At 53.8% G+C, this 7,785-nt stretch carries 8 protein-coding genes and 1 pseudogene; 2 read left to right on the top strand and 7 right to left on the bottom strand.

From position 1 onward, the window contains the following. Window positions 1–489: 489 nt before the first annotated feature. Window positions 490–2,265 (bottom strand): adenylate/guanylate cyclase domain-containing protein, encoded by a 1,776-nt coding sequence (locus AB1E33_RS29505; RefSeq protein WP_372580796.1) that lies wholly within the window; start codon window positions 2,263–2,265, stop codon window positions 490–492. Window positions 2,266–2,396: 131 nt separating this feature from the next. After that, the gene (locus AB1E33_RS29500; protein ID WP_372580795.1) at window positions 2,397–2,933 is read right to left on the bottom strand and encodes a TetR/AcrR family transcriptional regulator; all 537 of its coding nucleotides are present in this window, start codon (window positions 2,931–2,933) and stop codon (window positions 2,397–2,399) included. A 132-nt stretch (window positions 2,934–3,065) separates the two neighbouring features. Here AB1E33_RS29500 and AB1E33_RS29495 point away from each other — a divergent pair, with 132 nt between their 5' ends. Together AB1E33_RS29495 and AB1E33_RS29490 are read left to right on the top strand one after the other, a co-directional pair. Then, window positions 3,066–3,491, top strand: a complete 426-nt coding sequence (locus tag AB1E33_RS29495) for a VOC family protein (RefSeq protein ID WP_372580794.1) — start codon at window positions 3,066–3,068, stop codon at window positions 3,489–3,491. 216 nt (window positions 3,492–3,707) lie between these two features. Continuing rightward, entirely contained in the window at window positions 3,708–4,667 is a 960-nt protein-coding gene (locus tag AB1E33_RS29490; RefSeq protein WP_372580793.1) for an IS5 family transposase, read from the top strand. A gap of 52 nt (window positions 4,668–4,719) precedes the next feature. Here the strand turns inward: AB1E33_RS29490 and AB1E33_RS29485 are convergent. The 5 genes and pseudogenes from AB1E33_RS29485 to AB1E33_RS29465 all read right to left on the bottom strand — a co-directional run. Continuing rightward, a pseudogene (locus AB1E33_RS29485) lies at window positions 4,720–5,274 on the bottom strand (transposase family protein); the annotation flags it as partial. A gap of 71 nt (window positions 5,275–5,345) precedes the next feature. Beyond that, complete coding sequence (locus AB1E33_RS29480; RefSeq protein WP_170424991.1) at window positions 5,346–5,627, bottom strand: type II toxin-antitoxin system RelE/ParE family toxin; 282 nt, start codon at window positions 5,625–5,627, stop codon at window positions 5,346–5,348. Continuing rightward, window positions 5,624–5,908: a CopG family ribbon-helix-helix protein gene (locus AB1E33_RS29475; protein WP_372580792.1), complete on the bottom strand. Its 285-nt coding sequence runs from the start codon at window positions 5,906–5,908 to the stop codon at window positions 5,624–5,626. The genes AB1E33_RS29480 and AB1E33_RS29475 overlap by 4 nt, the downstream gene beginning before the upstream one ends. A gap of 95 nt (window positions 5,909–6,003) precedes the next feature. Next, complete coding sequence (locus AB1E33_RS29470) at window positions 6,004–7,098, bottom strand: helix-turn-helix domain-containing protein (protein ID WP_372580791.1); 1,095 nt, start codon at window positions 7,096–7,098, stop codon at window positions 6,004–6,006. Between the two features lie 194 nt (window positions 7,099–7,292). After that, complete coding sequence (locus AB1E33_RS29465) at window positions 7,293–7,655, bottom strand: hypothetical protein (protein ID WP_372580790.1); 363 nt, start codon at window positions 7,653–7,655, stop codon at window positions 7,293–7,295. Between the last annotated feature and the right edge of the window lie 130 nt (window positions 7,656–7,785).

Below are 7,785 nucleotides of genomic sequence, written 5' to 3'. Positions count from 1 at the left end.
TTTCGGTTGGCGACGGTCGCGATGGCCAACAAGAGCGCCCGGATCATCTGGGCGATACTGACGAAACAACAGGAATATCGGCAGCCGGCCGCCTGATCGGATCGACCTGCCAGAAATGCAAGACGTTTGATGTGATGATGCGGCTGTAAGTCAACCAAAAGCCAGGACACTCCGACGAAAGTCGCGGCCCTCAGAGGTCGTATTCCCGATAGGAACCTCGCTTGCGGAACTCATCCACTGCCCGGCAGGGCATTGCGTAGCAATGTCCCGAAAGGGAGGCCAGCAGTCGACAACACTGGCTGCGTCAACAGGCCGAACACACGACGGTACTGACGGACCGCCGCCATCAACGCAGAAAACACTTGCAATGCAGGCGCCACCCACACAGGACTATCGAAGATGGTTGATTTGCGACATGTCTCGTATTGTTGCTTTGGGCCATAAGAGGAAATCGCCTTGGGTCTGCCCAAAACTAGCAGATGGTTTAGCTTATTCGGGCATACCGCCCGCACGCAGGCCGTCGAGTATCACGTCGAGATTTCTTCTGCATTTGAATCGCAAGAGCTCTTCGTATAGCGAGACCGTCGCTCCAGGGGCGATCTCCAACAACCTCTCAACCGCGGCAACGCCTTCCAACGGGCGACCGAGCTGGCTCGATGCCGCAGCCAAAACGAGCTGGGTAGTGTCCCAGCCCGGGTTAAGAGCCATTGACTTGCCCGCCATTTCCGATGCCTGTTCAGGTTGGTCGGACAGCAGCAGCGCCATCGCAGTGCCGGTAAGAGCGAAATAACTGCCGGGATCGGTGGGGCTCAGTCGAAGTGCGCGCTGGAAGCAAGTCAGGGCGATGTCCGGCCTACCGGCGAAGGTGTTGGCCCAACCCGCAAACATCGAAATCGGCGCCGTATTCGGGTTTATGGAGAGGGCGCGATCGATCGTGGTCAGACCTACGTCATAGTCTCGGTCAACCACCAACAGGACGAAACCGGCTGTAGCCAGCGCATTGGCATCGTCGCTGTTGGTGGCAACCGCGCGACGGGCCAATGCGACGCTTGTCGCCGCGTCGGAGACCTGGGTCGTTTCCCACCCCCGCGTCAGGCGCTGTTCGTAACACCAAGCGGCATTTGCGAGCGCGGGTGCATAGTTTGGGTCATGTTCGATGGCGTCGTGTAATAGCCGTAAGGCTTCGCTGTTTTCGTCTGGTTGCATGGCATAGGCATGGGGTAGAGCTCGAAGATAGAGGTCATACGCGTCGAGGTTTTCCGGCGGAATCCTTCGCGACCGTTCGATCTCGGCCTTACGCAGCGTCGGCCCTATCGCGCCAACCACACTTTCAGTGATTTGATCTTGCAGATCGAACACATCTTCGACGCTGCCATCAAAGTTGTCCGCCCACAGGTGAGCACCGCTAGCGCCCTCAATCAGCTGACCGGTGATGCGAATACGACCACCCGCCTTGCGCACACTTCCTTCCAACAGATAGCGAACGCCAAGTTCCTTGGAGACCTGCCTTACGTCCACGGATCGGCCCTTGTAGGTAAAGCTGGAGTTGCGTGCGATGACGAACAACTGGTCGAGCCGGGAAAGCGCCGTAATGATGTCCTCGACCATTCCATCTGCGAAATACTCTTGCTCTGGATCGCCACTCATGTTGTTGAACGGCAGAACGGCGATGGATGGCTTACTTGGCAATGGCCGCACAGGCGCCGTTGGCGCAGATACTACAGGTTCACCACCAACACCTGACTTCACTCGGAATACCCTAACCGGTCGAGCAATATTCTTTACCTCTACCTCGCCCAAGTCCTCCAGTTCAATCTCCATGCGGTCGCGTATCTGGTCGCGGACTGCGCGGGAGAGGCAGACACCGCCCCGTTCAGACAAAGCCTCCAGCCGTGCCGCGACGTTGACGCCGTCGCCGAGCAGATCTTCACCCTCGGCAACCACGTCGCCAACATTGATGCCTACGCGGAATTGTATTTGCTGGTTCTCTACAATTTCATCATTGCGCTCATCCATGCCAGATTGAATCTCCAACATGCAGCGAACTGCGTCAACGACGCTCGGAAACTCGACCAAGAGGCTATCGCCCGCCGTATTGGCGATACGGCCTCCGTGTTGAGCAATTTTCGGATCGATCAACTCAGCGCGGTGCGCGCGAAGCGAAGCTAGCGTTCCTTCCTCATCAGCCCCTATCAAGCGACTAAACTCCACCACATCCGCTGCCACGATTGTCGTGAGTTTTCGTTTTGTTGCGTCACCAGACATGTAAATGTGTATATACGAAACCTTGTTGGGTCGACAACGCAATCTGACCGAAGCAACATGAGGGGCTACGGGAAAGGGTTTTGTCACGTTAACACCCTACCATTCAAAAATTCGCAATTTGAAGTTCCCGGCTATGTATGATTGATCAGCGACGCGAAAAACGCGTCCAGGATCTCGAGGTGATCCTCGGGATCGTCACCTTCTGAAACAGCAAGCGCGGCCCTGTCAAAGAGTGCCGAGAGTTGGACAGTCAGGGCGTTGATCGGAAGGTGTTTGATCTGCTGAGTTTCCATCGCTTCTGCTAGGCCCAGCCGCAATGTGTCGGCCGAGGTTTCCCGGTCGATCTTGTCGAGCTCCACTTGCCCAACGACAGCTGGACCATCAAGTAGCATGATCCGAACACGGCCCTTGTCCGACATCGCCTGTAGATAACCGCGGCTGCCCTGCCGCAAGGCATCAACCGCTGAATCCGGTTTTGCCTTTGCCGACGCCGTGATCTCGCCCGCGACTGCAATATACTCTTCCCTAACTACTGAACGAAAGAGCGCCAACTTGTCCTCGAAGTGATGATAGAGCGCGCCGCGCGTGACCCTCGCCGCTTCAACGATCTCAGGCGTCGAGGTTTCGGCATAGCCTTTGTCGGAAAACAGCTTTCTCGCAGCGCTCAAAAGCGCTGACCGGGTTGCTTCCGTGCGTGCCTGATTTGATCGCGGCTTACTTTTTTGTTGCATGCATACAGCCTGTATGTTTATAACACTTACTACATACAGACTGTATGTATCATGATCGGGAGAAGCAACATGAAATGCACCCAGTACTATCCAGTGATCCAAACCAACGACGTCACAGCGACGAAAGCTTTCTATGTCGACAATTTCCGCTTCAATGTCAGCTTCGATGCAGATTGGTACTGCCATCTCCAATCAAGCGAAGATCCGAAGGTTAACATCGCGATCCTCAAAGGAGATCACGACACCATTCCGACCGAGGGGCATGGGACGATCAGTGGCTTAATCCTGAATTTCGAGGTCGAGGATGTTGACGCTGAGTTCCAACGCGTTCAGACAGCAGGCTTGCCCATCCTCAAGACATTGACGGACGAAGACTTCGGCCAACGGCACTTTATCACGCGCGATCCGAACGGGGTTTTGATAGATGTCATCAAACCGATTTCACCAGTCGGCCAATTCGTCGATCAGTATGCGTCCGAAGCGCTGCCCACTTAAAATGCCGGCGTTAGCTGCGAGACTCGCCTCTCTCTGCCGGTTCTTGCATTCAACTCCAAACATTCGCAAGTTGTGCAGCTTCGATCACAGGGGCTATTGGCCGACTTCGGATGCACATCGGCAATTACGGCCAACGAGACCTCTACCTTGGACCGTGTTGCACGGATCGTTTTCCCGGGCTAGCTCTGGTACTTCCCTTTCCGTGAGTTGCCGTGGATGCCCCACAAATTCAATGATGCCCGTCGCGACAAATTCCCCAAAGCAAAGTATCGGGTCACGAACTGCTCGGAATACAACGAAAGCCTTCGACAACGTGGTGACGTGACGATCTGGGTTTCTGATGATGTGGTGCAGAATTGGACATCGCCACGCCGCAAGACTCGCGGTGGCCAGTCGCGTTACTCAGATCTGGCAATCGAGATCTGCCTCACTCTGCGGGTCGTGTTTCGACTCCCGCTCAGGCAAACTCAAGGCTTCATGCGGTCGATTGCCAAGCTGATGGGGTTGGACCTCGTGGTGCCGGATTACTCAACCTTGTCGCGTCGCGCTAGGGGGCTGAATATCGCCCTAAACCGGCGAGCTACAAGTAAGCCAATCACACTTATTGTGGATAGTACGGGTCTAAAAATGCATGGCGGCAACGACTGGCATGAAGAGAAGCACGGCACCAAGAAGGCCCGCAGAACATGGCGCAAGCTCCACATCGCCCTCGATCCGGTAACGGGCGAAATCACCGCGACGGAGTTGACCACTGAACATGTGGGCGATGAAACGGCACTGCCAGCATTGCTCGCTGACATTGATGATGATGTGAGCCGGTTTCTGGCGGATGGTGCCTATGGCGGCCAGGGGGTGGCAGACTGCCTGATCGAGAAGTACGGGCACGGGGTTGAGATCATTGTTCCTCTGCCGAAAACTGCGGTTCACGGCAAGAATGCACAACGCAATCAACACATCGATATCATCGCTCAGCATGGCAGATTGAACTGGCAAACGAAGACGGGATACAACGAGCGATCACGGGTTGAAGCCCAGATCGGCAGATGGAAACAGGGTATCGGCGATCACCTGCAAGCGCGTGATTTTAACAATCAAACCGCCGAAGCGAAAATAGCATCAAAGGCGCTCAACCGCATGACTGGTCTCGGTCGTGCGATGTATGAGCGCGTCGTCTGAAGTGATGAGGTAAGGGGCAAATTCGCCTCAATCCATATCCATGCAACACAGTCGCTTCGAGCAGGTGTTCGAGGAATTCCCACGCCGTTTTGCGATTGGCCTTCTCTACCAACTGTGCCACCGCGAACTTGCTGGTTCGATCAATGGCGACAAAGAGATGGAGCTTTCCTTCTTCGGTTCTGACCTCTGCGATATCGATGTGGAAGAAGCCGATTGGATAGCGCTTGAACTTTTGTCGCTTTGGTTTGTCACCCGCGACGTCCAGCAATCGAGATATCCCGTGCCGTTGCAAGCAACGATGCAAAGAAGAGCGCGTCAGATGCGGGACCGTTGGCTGTAGAGCATAAAGGCAGTCATCCAGCGGCAGGAGCGTGTGCCGCCTGAAAGCAATGATCATGGCCTCCTCTTCTTCGCCAAGAACGGTTGAACGAGGCTCTTTGGGACCGGTCTTCTGATCCTGAACAGTCTGCCGCTTCCGCCACTTCGCAACCGTCTTTGGGTTGATGCCAAGCTCTCGGCTCAGCTCCGCGGTCGAAGCTTGCGATCGCTGTATTGCTGCTCTGACGGCGTGCGTGGTCGTGGCGCAGCCGTGACGTATCTGTCCCATAGGGTATCCTTCCATTCCATCGAATGGATCGCACCATCAAACCCTGGGATCAAACACCTAGGCTCCTGGTTTCAGTAATCCGCGCCCTGCCGGGTATCCCATAGGCGCAGAATTTCTATCTGGGTGGGCATTACACGATAGATCAGCGTGAATGGGGTTCGCGGCACTGAAAGCTCCCGTATGTCTCGGCGTGTGTCACTCGGGTGACCTGCATAAGGGTTGGCTGCAAGAGTGAGTTGAATGGCTTTGAGTTGAGCTCGTGCCCTTTCGCTGCCTTCAGGAAAAACTGACGTGTAGTAGTAACGGAACCACTGAATGTCCCGGGCCGTATCTTCGAGAAATACAATCTTCATTGGCTATTGGATTGCCCGCTTGCTACCGGAGCCGAAAGTTCATTCTCGGTATCCCAGCTGTCTATCCAGGCATTCATTTCGTCTGCCAAGATGAACTTGCCTTGGTCTGCTTTTTCAACAGCCGCATCAATGGCTGCACGTTTAGCGGCTTTGGATTCTAACATCATTCTAATTGCCCGTACGGCGAGTTGTGCAGGCGGTCGATCTTCGATCGCAGCTTCGCGTTCCAGGGTCTTTCTCAGGTCTTCATCGAGACGGATTGAATATGGGCTGGTACTCATCGCAATCACCTGTTTCCGTATTGTAGTACAATGTAATACATTGGCATTCAATTCACAATAGACCGATGGCATGAACTACATCTGTTGCTCTGAGCTCATGAGCGTGAGGTGATATCATGGGGATGGCCTGCACTTCCGCGGACTCTTGAACTATGCGCTAACAATGCGGTTGGTTGCATATCTCCCCGATCGATTTTCGAGATCAGTGAGTTCAAATAGGCTTGGTGAGACTTTATGTTCTCAGCTCGTTGAAAAATATATCCGAGCACCATGAAACGGAGAGCTGGGCCATATGTCGATTTCATGGCATACCAGGTCTGATCAAATCGTAGGTAGTCGGCGATATCGTCCATAAGCCGGTCACAATGTGCCTGATCCCGGGCAAAGCGAAGTTCCGAGCACAAACGTGGAAAGCTGCGCTCCATTTGATCTGGAGAAACTTGAAACTGAGATTGTCTTTCTTTTTTAACTATCGGATTCAAAGAGTCCTCTTTGTGCCCCTCATTTTCATGGTCATTGGCCCTCAAATTTTCTGTATCTGCCTGTGTTATTTGGGAGATTTCCACAGAGATTTCCGCCAGAAGTTCGCCTAGTACATTTGCATCTGGTTTGCGACGCAGAGCATTGCGCACGGTGGCCATCAAATCCGTGATTGCGGTGTCGTCTGCCACGAGTTCCTTAAGGCGCGCCAGAGCGGCTGAAACCTTGTCACGTAGCACTGTGAACTCAAGAACACGGTCGGTGTGTTTCTGGGCTTCTTGAATGAATTCCGCGTGCCGTTCCGACAGTGGCATCAGGGACAGCCCGGTTGCGGTGACCACCCTGCCCTGTCGGTCACGGCGTGCCCAACGTTTACGGTTAGCACTCATTACGCGGCGGACAAGACCAAGCTCAGCCAGCACCGAGATATGTCGTTCGACAGTCTGAACGCTGACATGGGTTCGTTTGGCAATCGCAGCGTTGGACGCGAAGCAGATATGGTGCTCGTCTTGGTCCGCAGAAATCTGATCTCCATTCATAAAGGATATCATTGCTCTCAGGACGTTGAGCGACGTGGATTTAAGGCCAAGCGGTTCTCTGGCTTCTTCGACGGCTCGAAGTAGCATCCATTTCTTGGGCGTAATAGCCCCCTGCCCTGCCGTTGCCGACAAGGTTGCTCCGTTTGGAGCCAATGTTTGTAGTGTTTTCATGAGTTCTTGTCAGCAGACAAAGAAAACCTGTTCACCCAGAGGCGTTTTTTGTTGTCTCGTGATTCGCGGGCTGTTAGGGTTTAGGTGTCAAATCTATAACCACTAGTTGGTTTTCAGCCCTCGGAGCCTTAGGTTTCGGGGGTTTCTTTTTGCTTCCTCCTTTTGCTCGTTGCCTCATGTAGAGTTAACAGTTGTTAACTCGCTTTTTCCTCGGCGCTTTCTTTGAAACGCTCGTAGGATTCCTGAATAAATTGACTAAGGTTTTCCTCAAGCCAACGCGCATAGGCTTCATTCTCTCCTGATCTTTTGATCGTCATGTTCACTGTGGAATTGCTGGTCCTGATGACAACGTCTGGTGCCGGTCGGGCTTCTTGTGCTTCTTTCTTAGGGGTTAAGCTACCTAACAGCCCGTTCAATCGATCGTCGGAATCAGATGCGTTGAGCTTTTCCAGAATTTTCTTTGCGCTAACCGCTGTTATTGCCTTCTTTCGCAATGCTTCAGCGAGAGCCGTCCATTTCGGGCGACCAGACTTTGGTGCCGGCCAGCGTTGTTGCATGGGTCGCCGATTTCGTAGAGGAACCGCGTGCTGTTAGACCGAAGGTTGCCTTGTATGCCCCACAAATTCAATGCCAGCCGTCGTGGCAAATTCGCGGCGGCCAAGTACAAGGTGACTAATTGGCCGGAGT

Origin of the sequence: Ruegeria hyattellae, from assembly GCF_041537925.1 — a bacterium.
GTDB lineage: Bacteria > Pseudomonadota > Alphaproteobacteria > Rhodobacterales > Rhodobacteraceae > Ruegeria_C.
Note: the sequence above shows the minus strand (reverse complement) of the source record. Positions and strands in the feature narration are given on the sequence as shown.